Here is a 1,288-nt window from a genome sequence, read left to right on the forward strand (position 1 = left end):
GACAGGTGGGTCAGGGCCTACGGCAAGACGGTGCTCGGCGTCGCGCTCTGGTTGCAGGGCGACGCTCAGCGCGCGGCCGCGCTGGAGCGGGAGAGCCTGCGCTTCCAGCACTCCATCGACGACCTGCTCGGCAGCAGGATCAACGTCGAGGTGCTGGCGTGGATCGCCGCCGGTCAGGGGCAAAACCGGCGGGCGGCCACGCTGCTGGGGTTCCTGCGGAGATACGAACAAGGGGTCCACATGGTGCCGTTCAGGTACCAGCTCGTCCTTCGCCACCACGGCGAATGCGAGTCGCGTGCCCGCGAGGCGCTGGGCAAGCCGGCATTCGAAGCGGCCTTCAGCCGAGGTGCCGGGCTGTCCTACGACGAGGGGATCGCTCTCGCCTTGGGTGCCGGCGATCTCGCGGACGAGCCGCCCGGCGAGAAGATCTCATGGTCGCCGCTGACTCGCAGGGAGATCGAGATAGCGCGGCTCGTCGCGCAGGGGATGAGCAACAAGGAGATCGCAGCCGCCCTGGTGATAGCCCAGCGCACCGCCGAGGGACATGTCGAGCACATACTGAACAAGCTCGGCTTCAACTCCCGCACCCAGATCGCCGTCTGGGCCAAGGAGCGAGACACTCCCACGCAGGGCGAGTAACCCGCGCGCCGGCCGCGAGCACCTGGCATGCCGCGCCCCGACCACCCGCCACCTGCCGCCCGGCACCCGGCCGCTGCCGTCGGTGGCCGTCTGCGACCTGCTGCCACCGCTGCGGGCTCGGGGGATCACGGCGGTGAGAGAGGCCGTGTCGCCTCGGGCACTCCGGGGCGGCACGTCTTCAAGATTCTTTCCGCGAGGGTGTCGAATGGCGTCGAGCGCGTTCGTAGCCAAAGTGAGGGACCGGCAACGGGCCGGTCGCCACTCATCGGAGGCCCACGATGTCCGTCGCCACCAACACCACCACCACCGTCGCCACCCCCGTTGCCGCGAAGCCGCTCATCATCGGTGGCCTGACCGCCGCCATCGTCGCCGGCGCGGCGACCGCGGCCGTCGCCGCGGCGGGTGAGCTCGCCGGGATCAGCCTCGCGGTCGGTGGCGCGCCGATCCCGGCGTCCGGGTTCGCCGTGCTGACCGTCGTCTTCTCCGTGGTGGGCCTGGTGCTCGCCCTGGTGCTGGCCCGCTGGGCTGGTCGTCCGCGCACGGTGTTCGTCCGCACCACGATCGTGCTCACCGCGTTGTCACTCGTGCCGGACGTGCTCGTGGACGCGTCCGCGGCCACGAAGATGTTGCTGATGTTGACGCACGTGGT

The 1,288-nt window shown here is 70.3% G+C and carries 2 protein-coding genes; both read left to right on the plus strand.

Annotation, left to right across the window (positions count from 1 at the left end; genetic code table 11):
• Positions 1-639, plus strand: a 639-nt coding sequence (locus E1292_RS50415; protein ID WP_132606877.1) for a helix-turn-helix transcriptional regulator, incomplete at its 5' end; no start/stop codon positions are given.
• A 278-nt stretch (positions 640-917) separates the two neighbouring features.
• A partial coding sequence (locus tag E1292_RS50420; RefSeq protein ID WP_132606878.1) for a DUF6069 family protein occupies positions 918-1,288 on the plus strand: 371 nt, incomplete at its 3' end.

Source organism: Nonomuraea deserti (assembly GCF_004348685.1).
Classification (GTDB): Bacteria; Actinomycetota; Actinomycetes; order Streptosporangiales; family Streptosporangiaceae; genus Nonomuraea; species Nonomuraea deserti.